Below are 21,933 nucleotides of genomic sequence, written 5' to 3' on the forward strand. Positions count from 1 at the left end.
TCTGTTGCTCGGCCTCAGCCGGTTCGGCCTTGCCTCCCGGGGCGAGATCGCCACGCAGGCGCTTTATCAAGGCGTGCTGATGAGTGGCGTCGCGCTCATCACCTATAACCGCGCCGTTTCCCTGCTCGGCTCTTCGGCTGCCACCGCTGTCATCGCGCTGCTTCCTGCTGTCGCCTCGGTTCTCGCCATACCCGTTCTCGGCGAAACGCCGTCGCCGGCTGAAGGGGTGTCGATCGTCGTCATCGTTTTCGGTGTGCTGCTCGCTTCCAGGCCCGCGCCCGCGCGCATTGCAGCAGTCCGGCGTGCATCAACCCATTCGCAAACCTGAAGGTACCGCCATGATCCGCTTTTACTTCCACCCCACGCCAAATCCGGCCAAGATTGCCCTGTTTCTCGAGGAGACGGGTCTTTCCTACGAGATGGTCCCCATCGATACCAGCAAGGGAGAACAGCACACGCCGCCATTCCGCGCGATCAACCCCAACGGCAAGGTGCCCGCCATCGTCGATACAGACGGGCCGGGCGGCAAGGAAGCGCGCGTGTTCGACTCCACGGCGATCCTGCTCTATCTGGCGGAGAAGACCGGCAAATTGCAGGGCGTACGGGAGGACAGGCCCGAGCTGCTTTCGTGGCTCCTGTTCCTGGCCTCCGGTCTAGGGCCATTTTCGGGCCAGGCGGTGCACTTCCAGTTCGCCGCGCCCGAGGGACTCGATTATGCGGTGAACCGCTATCGACGTGAGGTGGAGCGCCACTACCAGGTCCTGAACGACCATCTGGAAGGGCGGACGTACATCGTCGGTGAGACATATACGATCGCGGACATCTCGGCCTGGGGATGGCTCGATCGCGCGTCGCGCGTGCTCAAGGGGGCCGAGGATCCACTGGGGGCGTTTCCGAACCTCAAGCGGTTGTTCGAAACAGTCGATGCACGCCCGGCAGCGGCCCGCGCCAGAGCAGTCGGCAAGGACCACGAGTTCAAAAAGGTCAACGACGAAGAGACTCGTCGCGCGCTTTTCCCTTCCAATTATCCGCTGGTTGCCTGAGCCGGCACTGAGCCGTTACGGAGAACTGCATGGCTGATTCATTCGACTATATTCCCCCGAAGGTCTGGACCTGGAACAAACCCAGCGGCGGCACCTTCGCGAACATCAACCGACCGGTCGCCGGGCCGACGCATGAAAAGGTGCTGCCTGTCGGGCGTCATCCGCTGCAGCTTTATTCGCTGGGCACGCCCAATGGCGTAAAGGTCACGATCCTGTTGGAGGAACTGCTCGCAGCCGGCTTTTCCGGAGCCGAGTATGACGCCTGGTTGATCAGGATCGGCGAGGGTGAGCAGTTCGGCAGCGGCTTCGTGGACATCAATCCGAACTCGAAGATCCCCGCGCTGCTGGATCGCAGTGGGCCGAAGCCTGTCCGCGTGTTCGAGTCGGGTTCGATCCTGCTGTATCTGGCCGAGAAGTTCGGGGCGTTCCTTCCGAAAGACGTGGCGGCACGCACCGAGACGCTCAACTGGCTGTTCTGGCAGATGGGCAGCGCGCCATACCTGGGTGGCGGCTTCGGCCACTTCTACGCCTATGCGCCAACGAAGATCGAGTATGCGATCGATCGTTTCGCAATGGAGGTGAAGCGCCAGCTCGATGTGCTCGACCGGCAGCTTGCCGGCAATGAATATCTCGCCGGTGACGATTACACCATCGCCGATATCGCGGTGTTCCCGTGGTACGGCGGCCTTGTCAAAGGCTGGCAATACGGTGCGGCGGAATTCCTGTCCGTGCAGGACTACACGAACATTCGACGCTGGGCCGACACGCTTCTCGCGCGGCCGGCAGTAAGACGTGGCCGCATGGTGAACCGGATGAGCGGTGACCCTGCCGGGCAGCTTCGGGAGCGTCACGCTGCAAGCGATTTTGATACGGCGACGCAGGACAAGGTGGGAGGGGCGCAATCATGAAGATCGAAGGCTAATCGTCGTCACCGGCCGACGACCCGACAGGCGACGCGCAGCAGGCCGGTCGGCTCGGTCTCTTCGCGCAGGGCGGTCGACTACGGCGCTTGTGTCGTCGTGGATCGGTCGATGTCACGATAGTTCGCAAGCGGATTGCCGGTTCGGTTGGCTTGCTGCCCGGCTCACGCGGAGGCAAGAAGCGGCCTGGCAATTCATTGCCGGGCCGTTTTGCGTTAATGCGTCAAGTCAGTCGGTGCGCCCTCGTGTTTTCCGTTCCGGGGGCCGGATGCGTCACGCATGCGCACGCCCCAGCGACCGCAAATACATCGGCACTTTCGCCTTGGTCGTCGCCTGCACCCGTGACATCAGCGCGTGATCGATCCGATCCAGCCCATAAGTCCGCGAAATATCCTGCTGCAACCGGCACCACAGATGCCCAGCCATCTCGGCATCGACCATCGCGCGGTGCGCACGGCCCGTTTGCGGCAGCCGCAGCATCTCGGCGAGGCTTGACAGACGGTGACTCCGCGCGTCTGGGTAGATCCGTCTCGCCACCAGCATCGTGCACGCAAACGCATGGTCGGCCGACATGCCGAGCATCCCCAGTTCCGACTGCCAGAAGCGCTTGTCGAAACCGGCGTTGTGTGCCACGACCGCATGCTTGCCGACGAACGCCGCCGCCTCCTTCATGACTTCGGACGCCGGCGGCGCCGTTGCGATCATGTCGTTCGTGATGCCGGTGAGCGCGACCACATCGGACGGGATGCGTCTGCCGGCATTCATCAAGCTCTGGAAACGGTCGACGACTTGCCCGTCGCGCAGCAGGATGACGGCAATTTCGGTGGCGCGGTCGCCGAGATTCGGCGACAGCCCGGTTGTTTCGAAGTCCAGTACCGCGACGGTTTGCATGGTTGAATTCGGGAGCGTCATCAGAGGGTGTCGAGTGTGGCCGAGAGGGTAGCATCTTCGGGCGCGCGAACGGCGGATTCGTCGAGCGGCAAGCGAGCAGGCTTCCGATTGACGATAATGAAAATCTCGCTCCAGGCCTGTCGGACATGCCGCCGTGACCCAACTGACGCTCCCCGGATTCGATGCGCCGCCGCCGGTTCCCGTGCACCGCTTCTTTTTCGCCGTGATGCCGGACCCGGCCACGGCGGCGCGCATTGCCGGCCTGGCCGAAAGCATGCGGCTGGAGAAGGACAGGCCGGTGGGCACCGAGCGTCTGCACATCACGTTGGGTTCGCTAGGCGACTTCGCTTATGTGCCGGGCGCTACGCTCGCGCGGGCCCGCGCGGTCGCGGACCGCATAGATGTGCCGTCTTTCTCCGTGAGGTTCGACAAGATCATCAGCTTCAACGGGCGGGCCGGTCATCAGCCGCTGGTGCTGGTGGGGCGGGCCGGTCTGGAAAACTTGATCGACTTTCGACGGCAGTTGCGACGTGCGCTGAAACAAGAGGCGGGGCTGAGCATGCTTCCCACGGGTTTCACTCCACACGTGACGCTGCTGTATGGCGCACAGAGGCCCGACGAGTATCGGATCGAGCCGATTACTTGGACTGTGTTCGACTTCGTCCTGATCGATAGCTGGCTCGGCAAGTCGCGCTACGACGTGTTGGAACGCTGGCCGCTGACGACCGGCAACGCGTCGGGATAATCGCGATACCGCAAGGGCGGTGTCGTTTCAGCGCATGCGGCCGGCCGCTGTCGTGCCCGTTCCTGCCCGGATTCCGGCTCAGTCCCGACCACCTCCGCGATAACGAAGGTGAATCAGCGGATACGGTCGTCCTTGTCCATCCAGATCCGATCGCCCGCAGCGCTCGAATCCGAGCCGTTCATAGAAGCCCGCCGCCGCTTCGTTCTGTTCGTTGACGTCGGTGGACAGGTGGGGATGGCGCTTGAGCGCTTCTTCGACGAGCAACCGCCCGACTCCCGCGCGATGGTGCGCGGGATCGACGAACAGCGCTTCCATGTGGTTGCCGTCGAGCAGCATGAAGCCGATCGCGCGATCGCACTCATCGACGGCCAGATCGAGCGGTGCGCCCGGCAAAAACGCGACGACTTCGGCTTCGATCGCGCGACGGTCGTCGTCGCTCAGGAAGCGGTGCGTGGCGTCGACGGCGGTGCGCCAGATATCCAGCACGCGTGTGCCGTCGGCCCTGGTGGATTGTCGAATTCTGATCATGGTTCGATGTGTGGTGATCCGGCGCTCGGCGGGTGGCGGCTCCATGACGGAGCGAACGCGTCGCGGGGATACGCAAGCGACGGCGATGTATCAGTCGGATGGCCGCCGCGCGTGCTCCAGCGCTGCAGCCCGCTCCATCGCCCGCCGAGCGACATCGCGCACGCCCGCGCTCATCGGCAAATCGCCGCGGTCGAGTTCGTCGATCCCGAACCAGTGCGCGTCGAGCGCATCGTCGCCGGCGGCCGGCGTGCCGCGCAGCCATCGGCACAGCACCGCGACCATGATGAAATGCTGGCGCACGGCGCCGTGCGCATCGTAATCGAACGCATCCAGCGCGGTAAAGGCGTCCAGCGCCTCCACGTCGATCGTCGTTTCTTCCGCGATCTCGCGCACGACCGCATCCGCGAGCGGCTCGCCCGGCTCGATCTTGCCGCCGGGAAAGCCCCAGCAGCCAGCATCGGGCGGATTCGCGCGGCGCACGAGCAGCACGTCGCGTTCGCGCAGCACGACGCCGATCACGGCGGGAACGGGGTGCAAGGGCACGGCGTTGCCAGTCGCGGACATGGTTCGCCTACCCACCGGTGCGAACGAACGCGTGAGCGTGCACGCCGCTCATCGCGCGTCCCCGGTACGCCGTTCGAGCGCACGAATCACGGCGACCATGTCGGCCGCGCCATGTCCGGCCTGCTCGGTCTCGCCGTAAAGCGCATGGCAGATGTCGAGCAGCGGCGACGCGATGCCGATGCCGCGCGCGGATTCGGCGACGAGGCGCGCATTCTTCAGCACGTCGGTGATCGCGGCCTGCACCGAGAAATCTTCCGAGACGAGTTTGCCGAGCTTCACGCGCGACACGTCGCTGGCCATCGGCCCGGCATTCAGCACGTCGGCGAAGCGCGCGAGGTCGATACCGTGGCGTTGCGCGAAATGCGTGGCTTCGGCGAGACCGGTGACCATCGTGATCAGGAACAGGTTGACGGCGAGCTTCATCGTCAGCGCGGACGGCACGTCGCCGCACACGAAGCTGTCGCGGCACAGCGGCTTCACGAGCGCACGGACGGCATCGACGTCGTCCGATGCGCCCGCCAGCATCACGACGAGCTGCCCGGCTTCGGCCGGCTTGCGCGAGCCCGACACCGGCGCCTCGACGTAGCGGCCCGACGCGGCGGCGATGTCATCGGCGAGCGCGCGCGAGTATTCGGGCGCATTCGTGCCCATGTTGACGATCGTGTGCCCGCCGACCCGGGCGGCAAAACCAGGTGTGCCGCGCGCGAGGGCGGCATCGATCGCCGCGTCGTTCGCGAGCATCAGGATCACGGTGCGACAGGACACGAACACGTCGTCGATGTCCTCGGCCACGCGTGCGCCGGCGTCGCGCAGCGCGTCGTCGTTGCCATGCGAACGGCTCCACACGACGAGCGGCGTGCCGGCTCGTGCGAGATTGAGCGCCATCGGCGTGCCCATCACGCCAAGGCCGATGAATCCGACTGCGGTTTGCATGGTGCGGCTCCCACGGTAGGTGGCGACGATTTTGGGCGTCAGTATCGCAGCGTTTTCGCATGCTTGCCATGTGGCCCGCGCGAGCGTGGAAGCCGCGTCGTCGCCGCTACGCGAGATCCCCCAGCTACGGCCACGGATAAATGCCGCGTGCATGGCCGCCGCCGAACAGGAAGCGCACGCCGTAGCCGAGCGCTTCCACGCCGTCCAGTGTCAGATCCGGCCGCGCGTCGATATGGCCGCCGTCGAGCCGGATCTTTCGGCATTCCGCACACGGGCAATCGCTGCGCAACCGCGCATAGACGGCTCGGGCCGGTCGGCCCACCGGCACAGCACGGCGGCCGATGCCGCGTCCTTCAGTTCGGACAGGCTTTGCGCGCGCCCCAACCAACGATTTCTGATTTCGAATTTCCCGTTGCGGAAAAGCGGGGCAGCCGGGCCTCAGGGGAGTGCATGATTCGACCCTGGCGAGCCGCGCGGAATCGCCGACAATAAAAAACGGGGCCCCTGGGCCGCGCATGTCGATTCCCCGCCGTGCCGCCCGTCGTATCGATATCGACCGGGCAGTGCGCCGCGCCATGCGGCCGGCACCCGGTTTCCGCGAAGGGCGCAACGAACCAGGAGAGGCTACATGACATGCAATATGCCGGATTCCCGATACCGCTGGGTGATCGTCGCCGCGGGCGGCCTGATGGGCTGCGTCGCGATCGGCGCGATGTTTTCATTGCCGGTGTTCCTGCGGTCGATCGCGCGCGATACGGGCTGGTCGATGACCGGCATTTCCGCCGCGATGACGCTCGGTTTCATCGCGATGGCCGTCGCGAGCATGGCGTGGGGCAACCTGTCGGACCGCATCGGCACGCGGCCGGTCGTCGTCGCGGGCGCCGTGCTGCTGTCGGCGAGCCTGGCGTTGGCAAGCCGCGCGCCGTCGCTGCTGGTGTTTCAGTTGACCTTCGGCCTGGCAGTCGGCAGTGCGACGGCCGCGATATTCGCACCGATGATGGCGTGCGTGACCGGCTGGTTCGACACGCACCGCAGCCTCGCGGTCTCGCTCGTGTCGGCCGGCATGGGGATGGCGCCGATGACGATGGCGCCGCTGGCCGCATGGCTCGTGTCGGTGCGCGACTGGCGCACGGCGATGCTGCTGATCGCCGTACTGGCGGCCGTCGTGATGATCCCGGTGTCGCTGCTGGTGCGCCGGGCGCCCGCGCTCGATCCGGACTCCGCGCACACGGCGCTTGCGCCTGCGTCCGCCGGCGCGCCCGTCGCGATGTCGGTCGCGGATGCGCTGCGCTCGCCGCAGTTCAGGGTGCTCGTGCTGACCAACTTCTTCTGCTGCGCGACGCATTCGGGCCCGATCTTCCATACGGTCAGCTACACGGTGACCTGCGGGATTCCGCTGATCGCCGCTGTGTCGATCTACAGCGTCGAAGGGCTCGCGGGCATGGGCGGCCGGATCGCGTTCGGGATCCTCGGCGATCGTCTCGGCGCGAAGCGCATGCTGGTGGCCGGGCTGCTCGCGCAGGCGCTGGGCGCGCTCGGCTACTACTTCGTGCGCACGCTCGACGGCTTCTACGTGGTCGCGACGCTGTTCGGTTTCATCTATGCGGGCGTGATGCCGCTGTATTCGGTGCTCGCGCGCGAGAATTTCCCGCTGCGGATGATGGGGACCGTGATCGGCGGCTGCGCGATGGCCGGCAGCCTCGGGATGGCCGCGGGGCCGGTTGCCGGCGGGCTGATCGTCGATGCGTTCGGCAGCTATGGCTGGCTGTACCTCGGTTCGTTCGCGATCGGGATCGGCGCGTTCCTGATCGCGACGATGTTCCGTCCGTTCGCGAAGGCGCGGCCGGATACGGTGGCCGCGTAATGGACGGCGGAGGCGGTGCGGCTAGCGTTTTTGCCGGACGGATGGGGTGGTCGCCACGTCGTCGTGGATAAAAACGGGTCCCGATATGGCTTACATTTGAAGGGGTCCAAACGGCGCTCAGCCTGCTGCGGCGCAGCAGAGCGCCAACTGACGGCGATCGGCGCGCATGCGCTGCGATTCGGTCCCTAAAAACACAATATCGAGCATGTATTCGAACGGCCTGTCATACCGGCGTCACCCTGCTAGAATTCGGCCTGCCGCATTGTTCCGATTGACTGATGAGATTGCTTGACGCCCTGGTCGAACAACGTATTGCCGCCGCCGCCGCGCGGGGCGAGTTCGACGATTTGCCGGGTACCGGCGCGCCGCAGGCGCTGGATGACGACCTGCTCGTGCCCGAGGAGGTGCGGGTGGCCAACCGTATCCTGAAGAACGCGGGCTTCGTGCCGCCGGCCGTCGAGCAACTGCGCGCGCTGCGCAACCTGCACGACGAAGTGCAGGCGGTCAGCGACCGCGCCGCGCGCTGCCGGCTGCAGGCGAAGATCCTCGCGCTCGACATGGCGCTCGAATCGCTGCGCGGCGGCCCGATGGTGATGCCGCGCGACTACTGCCGGCGTATCGCGGAACGCCTGTGCGAGCGCGGGCTCGACGACGCGCCCGCCGAAGCGGGGACGATGTGACGTCCGACGCGCTGCACGACGCAGCACGCTCGGCCGCCGCCGTGGCCGCCGACCCCGCCGCCGATTCTCCCGTTCACGACAGCGCGCCCGTATCGGCGCGCGACTTGCATTTCATGCGTCTTGCGCAGGCGGCCGCCGAAGAGGCGCGCGCGGCCGGCGAAGTGCCGGTCGGGGCGGTGCTCGTGCGCGGCGACGAAGTGATCGCCCGCGGCTTCAACCATCCGATCGGCGGGCACGACCCGTCCGCGCATGCCGAAATGGCCGCGCTGCGCATGGCCGCGCAGCATCTGCGGAATTACCGGATGCCCGGCTGCGAGCTTTACGTGACGCTCGAGCCGTGCCTCATGTGCGCAGGCGCGATCATGCATGCCCGCATCGCGCGGGTCGTCTATGGCGCGGCCGACCCCAAGACGGGCGCGTGCGGCAGCGTGATCGACGCCTTCGCGAATCCTCAGCTGAATCACCACACCGAAGTCACCGGCGGCGTGCTCGCCGACGAGTGCGGCGCCGCGTTGAAGTCGTTCTTCGCCGAGCGCCGTCGCGCGCTGCGCGACGCGCGGCTCGCCCGCGACGCCGAATCCGGCGCGTCCTAGGCTGCCTCCCGCCGCGCCCGGTGTGCACGGTTTTCGTGAACCGGGCACGGTTCGGGCCCTCTAAGCAGGTTTGACGACCCCCGACACCTTTCGCCATGTCCTTCCAGCCCGCCGCGTCCTACACCATCCGCCTGCTGGCGCCGTCCGGCTATCCGCACGACCCCGACGCGATCAACCGCGCGCTCGAGCGCCTCAGCACCGCGCAGCAGCGCATCGAGAACATCGAGGCGACGCAGCGGCGCTTCCAACGTTTCGGCGGCACCGACGGCGAGCGGGCAGGCGACCTGAACCGCCTCGCCGATCCGGAGCGGCCGCTGCCGGACATCGCGCTCGCGGTGCGCGGCGGCTACGGCGCCGCGCGCATCCTGCACGGGCTCGACTATCGCGGCCTCGAACGCCGGCTGCGCGACCAGCCGGTCGCGCTCGTCGGCCACAGCGACTTCACGGCGATCCAGCTCGCGCTGTATGCGAAGGCGCGCATCAAGCCGTTCGGCGGCCCGATGCTGTCGGCCGACTTCGGCGCGGAAACGCCGAGCGACTTCACGATGCAGCATTTCTGGCAGACGCTGACGCAGCCGAGCACGACGATCGTCGCCGACGCACCGCAGGTGCAGACGGTGAACGTGACCGGCATGCTGTGGGGCGGCAATCTGGCGATTCTCGCGTCGCTGGTGGGCACGCCGTACATGCCCGACATCGAAGGCGGGATCCTGTTCATCGAAGACGTCAACGAGCAGCCGTTCCGGATCGAGCGGATGATCTATCAACTGCACCTGTCGGGGCTGCTCGCGCGCCAGCAGGCGCTCGTGCTCGGCCAGTTCACCGGGGCGCGGCCGTTCGAATACGACAACGGCTACGACATGCAGGCGATGATCGACCAGGTGCGCGCGGTGGTCGGCATCCCGGTCGTCACCGGGCTCCAGTTCGGCCATGTGCCCGACCTGTTGACGCTGCCGTTCGGTGCACAGGCGCAACTGGTCGCGAATGCGCACGGGTTCCGGCTCACGCTGTCCGACTATCCGCATCTCGGCTGATGCCGGCGCGACTGATCGAAAGGCGGGTTTCCCGCCTTTTTCTTTAGGTAAATGCGCAACTAACGGTCCGATTTTTTCGTCGACGCCGATACGATCGCCACCTGGTTTTGCACCATTTTTGTCAACAAAATGGCCGGGCAGATAGACGAAGAGAAGGGCCTCCGTCTTGCCTGTCTGGCTTGTCGTGCATGGATTTCGTGCGAATTGCACCGAATGGGAACACGCTGGCGCACGCCGATTGTGCAAAATCCCGCAAAAGAATTGTTGACAATCTTTATGTCCACCCTAGGATAAGGACCATCACACGATGCAGATCATGAACGAGCCCGATTCCTCTCCGTCCGGTGCGGCCAGCCCCGAAGCGATCGCCGAACGGATCCGCACGGCGATCCTCGAGCATCGGCTCGCGCCCGGCGCGAAGCTGACGGAGGCGCAGCTCTGCGACGTGTTCGGCGTGAAGCGCGGGACGATCCGCCAGGCGCTCGCACAGCTCGCGACCGACAAGCTGGTCGACCTCGAGCCGAACCGCGGTGCCTTCGTCGCGAGCCCGACGCTGCAAGACGTGCACGAAGTGTTCGAGATGCGCCGGATCATCGAGCTGGCCGTGGTCGAGCGGCTCGCGACCGGCCCCGGCGCCCGGCGGCTGAAGGGCGTCGCGGCGCTGATCGACAAGGAACGCAAGGCGTTCGAGCGGCACGACTTCGCGGCGTGGATCCGGCTGTCGGGCGAATTCCATACGGCGCTCGCGACGCTGATGGGCAATGCGACGCTCAGCGAGTGCCTCGAAGGGCTCGTCGCCCGCTCGACGCTGATGTCGGCGCTGTACGAATCGCACGGGCGCAGCCCGTGCTCGTGCGACGACCACGACGAGATCCTCGCCGCGCTGGAGGCGGGCGATCCGAAGCAGGCGGTGACGCTGATGGCGCGCCACCTGCAGCATGTCGAACTGAAGATGCTGGACCGGCCCGCGCAAGGGCAGGTCGATTTGCGCGAAGTGTTCGGCGGCGCCTGAGCGGCGACGCGAACCCTGCCGCGCGCCACACGACGAGAGCAATGCAGGCCTGCGGCGTTTGCCGCGGGCCGCGGGTCCGACTCCGGGCGATGATCCGGAGCGATATCGATGACGGTGGAGCGGCCTCGCGGCCGCATCAAGGAGAAGTCATGGCTCAGTTCAGTGTGGCGCACGACAGCGCCTATCCGGCGGAAGAAGGCGGCGAGGGCGGCGGTCCGGCATTGCCGGATGGTTACAGCGAACGTCTGTACAACGAAGATTTGGCACCCCTTAAAAATCAGACGTGGGGTGCGTACAACATCTTCGCGTTCTGGATGTCGGACGTGCACAGCGTCGGCGGCTACGTGTTCGCGGGCAGCCTGTTCGCGCTCGGGCTGACGAGCTGGCAGGTGCTGATCGCGCTGATCGTCGGCATCGGCCTCGTGAACGCGCTGTGCAACCTGATCGCGCGGCCGAGCCAGCAGATCGGCGTGCCGTATCCGGTCGCGTGCCGCGCGACGTTCGGCGTGCTCGGCGCGAACGTGCCGGCCGTGATCCGCGGGCTGATCGCGATCGCGTGGTACGGCATCCAGACCTATCTGGCATCGAGCGCGCTCGTGATCGTCGTGCTGAAATTCTTCCCGCAATGGCTGCCGTACGCGGACGTCCATCGCTACGGCTTCCTCGGGCTGTCGGCGGTCGGCTGGGCCGGCTTCATGCTGCTGTGGGTGCTCCAGGCGTTCGTGTTCTGGAACGGGATGGAGACGATCAAGAAGTTCATCGACTTCGCGGGCCCGGCCGTCTATGTCGTGATGTTCATCCTCGCCGGCTACATGGTGTGGCGCGCGGGCTGGCGCAACATCGGCATCAACCTCGGCGGCGTCAAGTATCACGGCGCGGAAGTGATTCCGGTGATGATCACCGCCGTGTCGCTCGTCGTGTCGTACTTCTCCGGGCCGATGCTGAACTTCGGCGATTTCTCGCGCTACTGCCGCTCGTTCGGCGACGTGAAGCGCGGCAATTTCTGGGGGCTGCCCGTCAACTTCCTCGCGTTCTCGCTCGTCACGGTGATCACCACCGCCGCGACGCTGCCGGTGTTCGGCGAACTGATCACCGACCCGGTCGCGACGGTCGGCCGCATCGACCATCCGACCGCGGTGATTCTCGGCGCGCTGACGTTCACGATCGCGACGATCGGCATCAACATCGTCGCGAACTTCGTGTCGCCCGCGTTCGACTTCTCGAACGTCGCGCCGCGCCTGATCAGCTGGCGCGCGGGCGGGATGCTCGCGGCCGTCGCGTCGATCTTCATCACGCCGTGGAACCTGTTCAACAACCCGGCCGTGATCCACTACACGCTCGACGTGCTCGGCGCGTTCATCGGCCCGCTGTACGGCGTGCTGATCGCCGACTTCTACCTCGTCAAGCGCGGCCGCCTCGTGCGCGACGACCTGTACACGATGTCGGAAAGCGGCGCCTACTGGTACACGGGCGGCGTGAACCGCCGCGCGCTGGCCGCGCTGCTGCCGGCCGCGGTGATCGCGGTCGTCTGCGTGATGGTGCCGGGCTGGCAGGCGCTCGCGAATTTCTCGTGGTTCATCGGCGCGGGGCTCGGCTTCGTGTTCTATCGGCTCCTCGCGAGCGCGAAGGCGTAAGGAGCGGGCGATGAAGATCCGACTGATCAATCCGAATACGACGCAGCGGATGACCGATGCGATGGGCCGCTGCGCGCGCGAGGTCGCGGCCGCCGGCACGGAGATCGTGGCCGTGAGCCCGCCGATGGGGCCGCCGTCGATCGAAGGCTATTACGACGAGGCGCTCGCGACGCCGGGGCTGCTCGCCGAGGTCGCGCGGGGCGAGCGCGACGGCTGCGACGCGTACGTGATCGCATGTTTCGGCGATCCCGGCCTGTACGCGGCGCGCGAGCTCGCGCGCGGGCCGGTGATCGGCATCGCCGAGGCCGCGATGCATGCGGCGAGCGTGCTCGCGCCGGGCTTCTCGGTCGTCACGACACTCGCGCGCACTTGCGGGATGGCATGGCACCTCGCGGAGCGCTACGGGATGAAGCGGTTCTGCCGCAACGTGCGCGCGACCGACGTCGCGGTGCTCGAACTCGACCGGCCCGGCTCGGCCGCGCGCCGGATCATCGTCGACGAATGCCGGCGCGCGCTCGACGAGGACGGCGCCGACGCGATCGTGCTCGGCTGCGCGGGGATGGCCGAATTCGCGCACGAGATCGAGCAGCAGATCGGCGCGCCGGTGGTCGAGGGCGTCACGGCGGCGGTGAAGTGGGCCGAGGCGCTCGTCGCGCTGCGCCTCGCGACCGCGAAGCGCGGCGACTACGCGCGGCCGCTGGCGAAGCGCTACGACGGCGCGTTCGCCCGCTTCAGCCCGCCGGACGGGGACGCGGCGGAACCTCCGCCGAATTTGCCGCAACCGCACATACACACCGTCTGACATGCACTATCTGCGCCGCTGTATGGGCGCGTAGGAACGTTTTCGCTACACTGGGCCGTCATCGCATCGGCTCGCGCGGCCGGCCGCCGGCGCCGCGCAGTCGATGCGAACCCATTATTCCAGCCCGCTCATTCAGCCCGCTCTCGTTGCACTTCGAACCATGTCACTCGATCCCAACTATCCTCGCGACCTGATCGGCTACGGCCGCCATCCCGTTCAGGCGAACTGGCCGGGGCGCGCCCGCGTCGCCGTGCAATTCGTGCTGAACTACGAGGAGGGCGGCGAGAACAGCGTGCTGCACGGCGACCCGGGATCCGAGCAGTTCCTGTCCGAAATCGTCGGCGCGGCCGCGTATCCGGACCGCCACATGAGCATGGAGTCGATCTACGAATACGGGTCGCGGGCCGGCGTATGGCGCATCCTGCGCGAATTCGAGAAGCGCGGGCTGCCGCTGACGGTATTCGGCGTGGGCATGGCGATCGAACGTCATCCGGAACTCGCGCGGGCATTCGTCGAGCTCGGCCATGAAATCGCGTGCCACGGCTGGCGCTGGATCCACTACCAGAGCATGACGCCGGAACTCGAGGCCGAGCACATGCGCCTTGGAATGGAAGCGATCGAGCGCGTGACGGGCGAGCGTCCGCTCGGCTGGTACACGGGCCGCGACAGTCCCAACACGCATCGCCTGGTCGCCGAATACGGCGGCTTCCTGTACGACGCCGACAACTACGGCGACGACCTGCCGTTCTGGATGGACGTCGAGGTGTCGGGCGGCCGCACGTCGCCGCAACTGATCGTGCCGTACACGCTCGACACGAACGACATGCGCTTCGCGACGCCGCAGGGCTTCAATACCGGCGACCACTTCTTCCAGTACCTGCGCGACGCATTCGACGTACTGTACGCGGAGGGCGACGAGGCGCCGAAGATGCTGTCGATCGGCATGCATTGCCGGCTGCTCGGCCGGCCGGGCCGGTTCCGCGGGCTGCAGCGGTTCCTCGATCACATCGAGAAGCACGATCGCGTATGGGTGACGCGCCGTGTCGATATCGCGCGTCACTGGCGTGAACATCATCCGTATCAGCCCAACAATCGAAACGAAGGGAAAGCATGAAGGCGATGCGCTACACGTTGGAACAACTGAACACGATGGCGCCGAGCGCATTCGTCGCGGCGCTGTCGGGGATCTTCGAACATTCGCCGTGGGTGGCCGAGGTCGCCGCGGGCAAGCGTCCGTTCGCGAGCATCGATGCGCTGCACGAGACGATGTCGGACGCGGTGGAAACCGGCGGCGAAGCGCGCCAGCTCGCGCTGATCAACGCCCACCCGGAGCTGGCCGGCAAGGCCGCGGTGCGCGGCGAACTGACGGCCGAATCGACCCGCGAGCAGAGCGGCGCGGGCCTCGACCAGTGCACGCAGGAAGAATTCGACAAGCTGCTCACGCTGAACCGCACCTATCGCGAGAAATTCGGCTTCCCGTTCATCCTCGCGGTGCGCGGCTATGACCGCCACGGCATCATCGCGAACTTCGAGTCGCGCGTGAATCATTCGCGCGACGAGGAACTGCGCGCGAGCCTCGACCAGATCTACCGGATCGCGCGCTTTCGCCTCGACGACCTGATCGACGCCTGACACCGCCGCTGGGCACCACAATACGGCCCGCTGCGCCGCGGCGGCCCGAACGTCTGACTGAAACAAGGAAACATCATGGCTGTTCCGCTTCTCGATCCGAACGCACCCGATTTCACGCGGCGCTACGTGAATCTTGCCGACCCGCGTCTTGGTGCGCAGGCGCTCGAGGCCAGCGACGATTTCTTCGCGCCGAAGGACCGGATGCTAAACCCCGAGCCGGCCGTGTTCATCCCCGGCAAGTACGACGACCACGGCAAGTGGATGGACGGCTGGGAAACGCGCCGCAAGCGCACGACGGGCTACGACTGGTGCATCGTCAAGCTCGCGCGCCCGGGCGTGATCAAGGGCTTCGACATCGACACCAGCCACTTCACCGGCAACTTCCCGCCGGCCGCATCGATCGAGGCCGCGTTCGTGGCCGACGGCGCGCCGACGCACGCGACCGAGTGGGTCGAGATCGTCCCGTCGACGACGCTGCAAGGCAATAGCCATCACTACGTTGAAGCGAGCGACGCGCGCGCGTTCACGCATCTGCGCGTGAACATCTACCCGGACGGCGGCATCGCGCGCCTGCGCGTGTACGGCCAGCCGCAGCTCGACTGGGCCGGCGCGAGCGCGACCGAGCAGTTCGACCTCGCGGCGATGGAAAACGGCGGTTACGTGGTGGCGGCGAACAACCAGCACTTCGGCGTCGCGTCGAACCTGCTGCTGCCGGGCCGCGGCGTGAACATGGGCGACGGCTGGGAAACCCGCCGCCGCCGCGAGCCGGGCAACGACTGGGCGATCATCGCGCTCGCGCAGCCGGGCGTGATCCGCAAGATCGAAGTCGATACCGCGTTCTTCAAGGGAAACTACCCGGATCGCTGCTCGATCCAGGCCGCGTATGTGTCGGGCGGCACGGACAGCTCGCTGATCACGCAGTCGATGTTCTGGCCGGTGCTGCTCGGCGAACAGAAGCTGCAGATGGACAAGCAGCACTATTTCGAACAGGAGATCGCGTCGCTCGGCCCGGTCACCCACGTGCGCCTGAACATCATTCCGGACGGCGGCGTGTCGCGCCTGCGTCTGTGGGGGACGCTCGACAAATGAAGACGCTCGCCATCGAACCGCTGACCAGGGAAGCGTTTGCACCGTTCGGCGACGTGATCGAAACGGAAGGGGCGAAGCAGATCCCGATCAACCTCGGCACGACGATCCGCTTTCACGATCTCGCGAAAGTCGACGTGACCGATGAAGGCGGCCGCCCGCTCGTCAACCTGTTCCGCGGCCAGCCGCGCACGCTGCCGTTCGAAGTGAAGATGCTGGAGCGGCATCCGCTCGGCAGCCAGGCGTTCGTGCCGCTGAACGACCAACCGTATCTCGTGGTCGTCGCGCCTGCGGGCGATCTCGATCCGGCGAAGATCCGCGCGTTCGTGACGAGCGGCTGGCAGGGCGTGAACTACGCGAAGGGCGTGTGGCATCACCCGCTGATCGCGTTGGGCGGCGTGAGCGACTTCATCGTCGTCGATCGCGGCGGCGACGGGCTGAACCTGAATGAACAGGATCTGCAGGAGTCGCTGTGGCTCACCGAGGATGCACGGAATGCGGTGACGGCCTGAGTCGGGTTGATTGTCCGTCCGTCGAAACCCGCGCAACCTGCGCGGGTTTTTTTACGCGCGCTCGCTGGCACGCAATCAGGTTGACGCGGCCTTGCGGGTATCGCGCATGCGTGTCCTCGAGTTCACCTGCGGGACGATCCGCGCACCGTCGCGTTGCGCGCCCGGCTCGCGGACGAAGTCGCGATGGTGCGCGTGCCGCGTGCTATCGTGCCCGCATCGCCACCACACGACGTCCGGTTCCGGGTTCGATCCTCCGATGAGCCAGCCTCAAAACGACCTCGCGGTCCTGCTGCGCACGATGCAGCCCGAACTGCATCCGGGCGTGTTCGCGTTCATCGCGCTGCCGCCCGACGCGGACGTATCGTTATCCGAAGTGATCGCGACGTTCCGAGAGGCGGAAGGGCTGACGGTCGTGGTCGACGAGGCAGCGGCCGCGCGCCGCGGCTGGCCGGTGCTGTTCCGCGCCGCATGGATCACGCTGACCGTGCATTCCGATCTCGCGGCCGTCGGCCTCACGGCCGCATTCGCGCGGGCGCTCGGCGCGGCCGGCATCAGCTGCAACGTGATGGCCGCCGCGTACCACGATCACGTCTTCGTGCCGGTCGCCGACGGCCCGCGCGCACGCGACGTACTCGTCGCACTGCAGCGCGACGCGATGCGCGGGTAGCGCGCGAAGGGCATTCCGCGCAGGCAAAAAAACGGGCCCGTGTGACCGGGCCCGCGAACGGAGAGCATGGCGCCGGCGAATGGCTCTCGGCGCCGGGCGGGCAGCTTACTTGACCGCGCCGCCCTCGAACCAGGCGGCGAGCTTCGTGCGCTCGTCGTCGGTCATGTGCGTGACGTTGCCGATCGGCATCGCCTTCAGGCGCACGGCCTGGTCGTAGATGCGCTGCGCGTTCTTCGACACTTCGTCCGGCGTATCGAACATCACGCCCGCGGGCGCGCTGCCCATCAGCGTGGGCTTGGCCGAGTGGCACTCGACGCAGCGCTGCTGCAGGATCGGCATGATGTCGTGAATCGCGATCTTCGGTGCGTTGGCCGCTTGCGCTTCCGGCGCGACCGGCTTCGGCATCGTCCACACCAGCGCGCCCGACAGCAGCGCGACGCCGCCGATCGGCAGGTACCACAGCTGCTTGCCGCGGTGACGCATCACGAAGAACTGGCGGATCAGCGCGCCGGCCAGCATGATCAGCACGAGCACGACCCAGTTGAACTTGTTCGTGTACGTCATCGCATAGTGGTTCGACAGCATCGCGAACACGACCGGCAGCGTGAAGTACGTGTTGTGCACCGAACGCTGCTTGCCGCGCTTGCCGTAGATCGGGTTCGGTTCCTCGCCCTTGAGCATCTTGTCGACCATCTTGCGCTGGCCCGGGATGATCACGAAGAACACGTTCGCCGACATGATCGTCGCGAGCATCGCGCCGACGATCAGGTAGGCGGCCCGGCCCGAGAAGATGTGGCACGCGAGGTACGCGGCGGCGACGACGTACAGGCCGACGCAGATGCCGAGCACGCGGTCGTTGGTGCCGAGGATGCGGCACAGCGAGTCGTAGACGATCCAGCCGGCCGCGAGGAAGCCGAGTGCGGAGGCGACGGCGACCACCGGGCCCATGTCGAGCACGTTCTTGTCGATCAGGTACGTGTTCGGTGCGAGCAGGTACAGCACGAAGAACAGCGAGAAGCCCGACAGCCAGGTCGTGTACGACGGCCACTTCGACCAGTGCAGGTCATCGGGCATTTCCGGCGGCGCGACCGTGTACTTCTGCATGTTGTAGAAACCGCCGCCGTGGACGTGCCACAGCTCGCCGAACACGCCGCGCTTGCGCTGGTTCGGGTCGGTCGGCGGTTTCAGGCTGTTGTCGAGCGCGACGAAATAGAACGACTCGCCGATCCACGCAATGGCGACGATGACGTGCAGCCATCGCAGCGCGAGGTTCAGCCAGTCGGTGATGAAGCCTTCCATGAAACTCCTCCAGACTCAGATCGTTTGTCTTGATGCAGGCGCTGATTCGTGTGTCAGCTGCCGCGATAGGTGCTGTACGACCACGGCGACACGAGCAGCGGCACGTGGTAGTGCGAGCCGGTGTCGGCGATGCCGAAGCGCAGCACGACGCGGTCGACGAAGCGCGGTTCGGGCACCTTCACGCCGAGCGATGCGAAATAGTCGCCGGCATGGAACACGAGTTCGTATTCGCCGGCGGCGAGCGCCGCGCCTTCGAGCAGCGGTTCGTCGCAGCGGCCGTCGCTATTGGTCAGCACGGTCTTGATCGCGCGGCGCGATTCGCCGTCCAGCGCGTAGAGGTCCACCTTGATGGCCGCGCCGGGGCGGCCGTGTGCCGTATCGAGTACGTGGGTAGTGAGCTTTCCCATTCGTTGTTCCTTGTGTGAATGCGAGGTTCGGCGGCGACTCGATCCATTGACGATGCGGCGGATCGAGGCTCCACGTCACGTGGCTACATACCCGTCGGCGAAAGTGAAGCGAGCGCCGTGCAGGCATTGTAAAAAGGTTCCCCGTGCAAATACGTGCGCGATATCGAAGATAATGCGCCGCGCATGAGCGGCTGTCGACGGGCCGCCGGATAAGGCTGACAGCGCCGGTGTCGGGCGCGCGTCGGGGCCTTGGGCGGCGTACCATACCGGATTCCTGAAGCACGGTATTCGGGACCGCGTATTGTGCGCGGCGCCCGCTTGGGCGATCCTCCCGCCGTGCGCGTCGGCCGGTGGCCCGCGCGTACCCCGAAGACGGCGAGCACGCCGGGTAACCGGGCCAGGGCGTTCGAACGGACGCAGGCACCGGGGCGTGCCGCGATTCAGCGTTCGAACGGCTGTGTGACCGCTTCCAGGACAGCCCCTGGAGGCAGACCGACGCGGAGAACGCATGAATCTCGAGCAGCACGCTGGCGCACGCGCGCCGAACCCCTCCTCATCCCGCCCGAAAACCCTGCTGGTCAAGCATGCCGACGTGCTCGTGACCATGGACGACACGCGCCGCGAACTGCGCGACGCGGGGCTCTACATCGAAGACAACCGGATCGTCGCGGTCGGCCCGAGCGCCGAGCTGCCCGACACGGCCGACGAAGTGCTCGACCTGCGCGGCCACCTCGTGATCCCGGGGCTCGTGAACACGCACCACCACATGTACCAGAGCCTCACGCGTGCGGTGCCGGCCGCGCAGAACGCCGAACTGTTCGGCTGGCTCACGAACCTGTACCGGATCTGGGCGCACCTGACGCCCGAGATGATCGAGGTGTCGACGCTCACCGCGATGGCCGAACTGCTGCAGTCGGGCTGCACCACGTCGAGCGACCATCTGTACATCTACCCGAACGGCAGCCGGCTCGACGACAGCATCGGCGCCGCGCAGCGGATCGGCATGCGTTTTCATGCGAGCCGCGGCGCGATGAGCGTCGGCCAGCGCGACGGCGGCTTGCCGCCCGATTCGGTCGTCGAGCGCGAACCCGACATCCTGCGCGACACGCAGCGCCTGATCGAGACCTATCACGACGAAGGCCGCTACGCGATGCTGCGCGTGGTGGTCGCGCCGTGCTCGCCGTTCTCGGTGAGCCGCGAGCTGATGCGCGACGCGGCCGTGCTCGCGCGCGAATACGGCGTGTCGTTGCACACGCACCTTGCAGAAAACGTCAACGACATCGCATACAGCCGCGAGAAGTTCGGGATGACGCCCGCCGAATATGCGGAAGATCTCGGCTGGGTCGGCCACGACGTGTGGCATGCGCACTGCGTGCAGCTCGACGATGCGGGCATCGGCCTGTTCGCGCGCACCGGCACGGGCGTCGCGCATTGCCCGTGCTCGAACATGCGGTTGGCTTCCGGCATCGCGCCGGTGAAGAAGATGCGGCTCGCGGGCGTGCCGGTCGGCCTTGGCGTCGACGGTTCCGCGTCGAACGACGGCGCGCAGATGGTGGCCGAGGTACGCCAGGCGCTGCTGCTGCAGCGGGTCGGTTTCGGGCCCGACGCGATGACCGCGCGCGAAGCGCTCGAGATCGCGACGCTCGGCGGCGCGAAGGTGCTGAACCGCGACGACATCGGCGCGCTGAAGCCCGGCATGGCCGCGGACTTCGCCGCGTTCGACCTGCGCCAGCCGCTGTTCGCGGGCGCGCTGCACGACCCGGTCGCGGCACTCGTGTTCTGTGCGCCGTCGCAGACGGCGTACACGGTGGTGAACGGGAAGGTGGTGGTGCGGGAAGGGCGGCTCGCGACGCTCGATCTGCCGCCGGTGATCGAGCGTCACAACGCGCTGGCGCACGCGCTCGTGGAAGCGTCGCGCTGACGCGTCGGCGGGGCGGTCGCGCCGCACGTTGCGGCCTCCGCCCGCCGCGCAACCCGCCGCGGCGACGCGCAACGGCCTGACCGGCGCGCGTGGCGCGCGCCGTATGCGATTACGCCTCGATCAGCGTGCGGGTGGCCTCGGCGACGAGGCTGCGCAGCCAGCGCACTTCGTCGGAGTAATGGCAGCGCTCGTGCCACAGCTGGTAGTACTGCATCGGCGGGAAGTCGAGCGGCGCCGGCACGACGGACAGCGGCAGGAATTTCGCGTAGTGGTCGGCGAACAGCCGCGTGGTCGTGAAGATCAGGTCCGACTTCACGAGCACGTAAGGCGCGAGGTTGAAGTACGGCAGCGTGACGACCACGTGGCGCTTGAGCCGCTCGCGCGCGAGATGCACGTCGATCGCGCCGCGCTGGCCGACCGAGTACGGCGTCGGCGCGAGATGCGGCGCGTTCAGGTACTGGTCGAGCGTGAGCCCGCCGCGCTTCGCGAACGGATGCGTGTTGCTCATCAGGCAGACGATTTCGTCGACGAACAGGTTCGACAGGTGCAGTTGCTCCGGCGGTTCGGGCCAGTTGCCGACGACGATGTCGAGCTTGCCGTCTTCCAGCGCGAGCTCGTAGTCGAACGCGGGGCCGAGCGAGTGGAACTCGAGCGTCGCGTTCGGCGCGGCCAGGCGGAAGCGTTCGACGACGGTCGGCACGAACAGCACGTTCAGGTAGTCGGGGCAGCCGATCCGGTAGCAGCGGATCGACGTGGCCGGGTCGAAGTTGTGCTGCTGGAACTTGATGCGCTCGATTTCACGCAGCGCGTTCTGCACGGGCTCGAGCAGGCGCAGCCCGTATTCGGTCGGCACCATGCCGGACTTGCCGCGCACCAGCAGCGGATCGCCGGTGATGTCGCGCAGGCGGCGCAGCGCGGCGCTGATCGCCGGTTGCGACTGGTTCAGTTTGACGGCCGCGCGCGTGACGCTGCGCTCCATCAACAAGGTGTGCAAGACGCGCAAGAGGTACGTGTCGATCGCCTCGCGTTGCTGACTCATGTTATCTCCGGTTTATATGGCTGGGCTGATCGAGGGATGGGGTGGGTATATCGTTTTTAATATGAACGAAAATCAGCGTCAAGAGATGGATACCCGCGGCTACCCGCTGGCCGGGCCGCGACAAGCG

The 21,933-nt window shown here is 66.7% G+C and carries 24 protein-coding genes and 2 pseudogenes; 17 read left to right on the forward strand and 9 right to left on the reverse strand.

The window, feature by feature from the left end; genetic code table 11:
* The 3 genes from AC3IFE_RS23625 to yghU all read left to right on the forward strand — a co-directional run.
* Positions 1-328 (forward strand): EamA family transporter (locus AC3IFE_RS23625; RefSeq protein WP_489192341.1); only part of this gene is annotated, 328 nt, incomplete at its 5' end.
* Between the two features lie 10 nt (positions 329-338).
* Positions 339-1,043 carry a glutathione S-transferase family protein gene (locus AC3IFE_RS23630; protein ID WP_489192540.1) on the forward strand — a complete coding sequence of 235 codons (705 nt, stop codon included), beginning with the start codon at positions 339-341 and terminating at the stop codon, positions 1,041-1,043.
* A 29-nt stretch (positions 1,044-1,072) separates the two neighbouring features.
* Entirely contained in the window at positions 1,073-1,951 is an 879-nt protein-coding gene (gene yghU, locus AC3IFE_RS23635) for a glutathione-dependent disulfide-bond oxidoreductase (protein WP_489192343.1), read from the forward strand.
* A gap of 285 nt (positions 1,952-2,236) precedes the next feature.
* On the opposite strand, the gene AC3IFE_RS23640 is transcribed toward yghU, so the two are convergent.
* On the reverse strand, positions 2,237-2,854 hold the full coding sequence (locus AC3IFE_RS23640; RefSeq protein ID WP_089467706.1) for a 3'-5' exonuclease: 618 nt from the start codon (positions 2,852-2,854) through the stop codon (positions 2,237-2,239).
* 154 nt (positions 2,855-3,008) lie between these two features.
* On the opposite strand from AC3IFE_RS23640, the gene AC3IFE_RS23645 reads away from it, so the two are divergent.
* A complete protein-coding gene (locus AC3IFE_RS23645) occupies positions 3,009-3,599 on the forward strand; it encodes a 2'-5' RNA ligase family protein (protein WP_489192345.1) in 591 nt (196 codons plus the stop codon).
* A gap of 78 nt (positions 3,600-3,677) precedes the next feature.
* Here the strand turns inward: AC3IFE_RS23645 and AC3IFE_RS23650 are convergent, their stop codons facing one another.
* The 5 genes and pseudogenes from AC3IFE_RS23650 to AC3IFE_RS23670 all read right to left on the reverse strand — a co-directional run.
* The gene (locus tag AC3IFE_RS23650; protein ID WP_489192347.1) at positions 3,678-4,127 is read right to left on the reverse strand and encodes an acetyltransferase; all 450 of its coding nucleotides are present in this window, start codon (positions 4,125-4,127) and stop codon (positions 3,678-3,680) included.
* A 90-nt stretch (positions 4,128-4,217) separates the two neighbouring features.
* Positions 4,218-4,691 carry an NUDIX hydrolase gene (locus tag AC3IFE_RS23655; RefSeq protein WP_489192349.1) on the reverse strand — a complete coding sequence of 158 codons (474 nt, stop codon included), beginning with the start codon at positions 4,689-4,691 and terminating at the stop codon, positions 4,218-4,220.
* A gap of 48 nt (positions 4,692-4,739) precedes the next feature.
* On the reverse strand, positions 4,740-5,624 hold the full coding sequence (locus AC3IFE_RS23660; RefSeq protein ID WP_489192351.1) for an NAD(P)-dependent oxidoreductase: 885 nt from the start codon (positions 5,622-5,624) through the stop codon (positions 4,740-4,742).
* Positions 5,625-5,748: 124 nt separating this feature from the next.
* Positions 5,749-5,922 (reverse strand): annotated as a pseudogene (locus tag AC3IFE_RS23665) (gamma-butyrobetaine hydroxylase-like domain-containing protein); the annotation flags it as partial.
* Positions 5,895-5,999 (reverse strand): annotated as a pseudogene (locus AC3IFE_RS23670) (HEAT repeat domain-containing protein); the annotation flags it as partial. The pseudogenes AC3IFE_RS23665 and AC3IFE_RS23670, both read right to left, overlap by 28 nt.
* Positions 6,000-6,264: 265 nt before the next feature.
* On the opposite strand from AC3IFE_RS23670, the gene AC3IFE_RS23675 reads away from it, so the two are divergent.
* From AC3IFE_RS23675 to AC3IFE_RS23730, 12 genes are all read left to right on the forward strand, one after another.
* Entirely contained in the window at positions 6,265-7,488 is a 1,224-nt protein-coding gene (locus tag AC3IFE_RS23675; protein WP_489192542.1) for an MFS transporter, read from the forward strand.
* A 278-nt stretch (positions 7,489-7,766) separates the two neighbouring features.
* Entirely contained in the window at positions 7,767-8,168 is a 402-nt protein-coding gene (locus AC3IFE_RS23680; protein WP_027784729.1) for a DnaJ family domain-containing protein, read from the forward strand.
* Positions 8,165-8,761, forward strand: a complete 597-nt coding sequence (gene tadA / locus AC3IFE_RS23685) for a tRNA adenosine(34) deaminase TadA (protein WP_179233400.1) — start codon at positions 8,165-8,167, stop codon at positions 8,759-8,761. The genes AC3IFE_RS23680 and tadA overlap by 4 nt, the downstream gene beginning before the upstream one ends.
* Before the next feature lie 95 nt (positions 8,762-8,856).
* Positions 8,857-9,795, forward strand: coding sequence for a muramoyltetrapeptide carboxypeptidase (ldcA, locus tag AC3IFE_RS23690; RefSeq protein ID WP_489192354.1), 939 nt, complete (start codon positions 8,857-8,859; stop codon positions 9,793-9,795).
* A gap of 307 nt (positions 9,796-10,102) precedes the next feature.
* Positions 10,103-10,807, forward strand: coding sequence for a GntR family transcriptional regulator (locus AC3IFE_RS23695; protein WP_050013319.1), 705 nt, complete (start codon positions 10,103-10,105; stop codon positions 10,805-10,807).
* Positions 10,808-10,956: 149 nt separating this feature from the next.
* Positions 10,957-12,441, forward strand: a complete 1,485-nt coding sequence (locus AC3IFE_RS23700; RefSeq protein ID WP_489192356.1) for an NCS1 family nucleobase:cation symporter-1 — start codon at positions 10,957-10,959, stop codon at positions 12,439-12,441.
* Between the two features lie 10 nt (positions 12,442-12,451).
* The gene (locus tag AC3IFE_RS23705; RefSeq protein WP_089467697.1) at positions 12,452-13,243 is read left to right on the forward strand and encodes an aspartate/glutamate racemase family protein; all 792 of its coding nucleotides are present in this window, start codon (positions 12,452-12,454) and stop codon (positions 13,241-13,243) included.
* A gap of 160 nt (positions 13,244-13,403) precedes the next feature.
* The gene (gene puuE / locus AC3IFE_RS23710) at positions 13,404-14,357 is read left to right on the forward strand and encodes an allantoinase PuuE (RefSeq protein WP_489192359.1); all 954 of its coding nucleotides are present in this window, start codon (positions 13,404-13,406) and stop codon (positions 14,355-14,357) included.
* The gene (gene uraD / locus AC3IFE_RS23715) at positions 14,354-14,875 is read left to right on the forward strand and encodes a 2-oxo-4-hydroxy-4-carboxy-5-ureidoimidazoline decarboxylase (RefSeq protein ID WP_089467695.1); all 522 of its coding nucleotides are present in this window, start codon (positions 14,354-14,356) and stop codon (positions 14,873-14,875) included. The genes puuE and uraD overlap by 4 nt, the downstream gene beginning before the upstream one ends.
* A 75-nt stretch (positions 14,876-14,950) precedes the next feature.
* Positions 14,951-15,964: an allantoicase gene (alc, locus tag AC3IFE_RS23720; protein ID WP_089467694.1), complete on the forward strand. Its 1,014-nt coding sequence runs from the start codon at positions 14,951-14,953 to the stop codon at positions 15,962-15,964.
* Positions 15,961-16,473 carry an ureidoglycolate lyase gene (locus AC3IFE_RS23725; protein ID WP_489192361.1) on the forward strand — a complete coding sequence of 171 codons (513 nt, stop codon included), beginning with the start codon at positions 15,961-15,963 and terminating at the stop codon, positions 16,471-16,473. Before alc ends, AC3IFE_RS23725 begins: the two co-directional genes overlap by 4 nt.
* 256 nt (positions 16,474-16,729) lie before the next feature.
* Positions 16,730-17,140 carry an ACT domain-containing protein gene (locus AC3IFE_RS23730; RefSeq protein ID WP_489192363.1) on the forward strand — a complete coding sequence of 137 codons (411 nt, stop codon included), beginning with the start codon at positions 16,730-16,732 and terminating at the stop codon, positions 17,138-17,140.
* 105 nt (positions 17,141-17,245) lie between these two features.
* Here the strand turns inward: AC3IFE_RS23730 and AC3IFE_RS23735 are convergent, their stop codons facing one another.
* Together AC3IFE_RS23735 and uraH are read right to left on the reverse strand one after the other, a co-directional pair.
* A complete protein-coding gene (locus AC3IFE_RS23735; RefSeq protein WP_089467691.1) occupies positions 17,246-18,439 on the reverse strand; it encodes a urate hydroxylase PuuD in 1,194 nt (397 codons plus the stop codon).
* Between the two features lie 53 nt (positions 18,440-18,492).
* The gene (gene uraH, locus AC3IFE_RS23740) at positions 18,493-18,846 is read right to left on the reverse strand and encodes a hydroxyisourate hydrolase (RefSeq protein ID WP_011352401.1); all 354 of its coding nucleotides are present in this window, start codon (positions 18,844-18,846) and stop codon (positions 18,493-18,495) included.
* Between the two features lie 508 nt (positions 18,847-19,354).
* Between uraH and AC3IFE_RS23745 the strand changes: the two genes are divergently transcribed.
* On the forward strand, positions 19,355-20,767 hold the full coding sequence (locus tag AC3IFE_RS23745) for an 8-oxoguanine deaminase (protein ID WP_301739025.1): 1,413 nt from the start codon (positions 19,355-19,357) through the stop codon (positions 20,765-20,767).
* A gap of 109 nt (positions 20,768-20,876) precedes the next feature.
* On the opposite strand, the gene AC3IFE_RS23750 is transcribed toward AC3IFE_RS23745, so the two are convergent.
* Positions 20,877-21,806 carry a LysR substrate-binding domain-containing protein gene (locus AC3IFE_RS23750; RefSeq protein ID WP_006478550.1) on the reverse strand — a complete coding sequence of 310 codons (930 nt, stop codon included), beginning with the start codon at positions 21,804-21,806 and terminating at the stop codon, positions 20,877-20,879.
* Between the last annotated feature and the right edge of the window lie 127 nt (positions 21,807-21,933).

Source organism: Burkholderia sp. APQ4-4ca, from assembly GCF_057837105.1.